This is a genomic window from Cupriavidus sp. SIMBA_020, assembly GCF_046535395.1.
Classification (GTDB): Bacteria; Pseudomonadota; Gammaproteobacteria; order Burkholderiales; family Burkholderiaceae; genus Cupriavidus; species Cupriavidus campinensis.
This window is the reverse complement of the sequence record NZ_JAWRWU010001199.1, coordinates 1-252: the sequence shown is the minus strand read 5'-3', so window position 1 is coordinate 252 and position 252 is coordinate 1. Positions and strand designations below refer to the sequence as shown.

The window sequence follows — 252 nt, the reverse complement described above, 5'->3', positions numbered from 1 at the left end:
ATCCTTCTTGGCGTGGCGCGGGTGGCGGCCTTCATCGGCGTCGGCGTGCTGAGCGCGCTGGTGGTGGCCGCCATCCGCGACGGCCGCGACACCTCCGCGCTGATCGTCGGCCTGCTGATCGCCGCGCCGCTGGCCGCGCTGTTCCACTGGCTCGAATCGTGGCTGGCGCACGCCATGGCCTACCAGCTGCTGGCCGACATGCGCGTCAAGCTCTACGACAAGCTGGAGCGGCTGGCGCCCGCCTACCTGCTG

Annotated in this window: 1 protein-coding gene; it reads left to right on the top strand. The window is 71.4% G+C overall.

Annotated features, from left to right (window positions below; all coding sequences use genetic code 11):
• On the top strand, positions 1–252 hold a 252-nt coding region (locus tag SB751_RS33330), incomplete at both ends, for a hypothetical protein (RefSeq protein WP_410749408.1).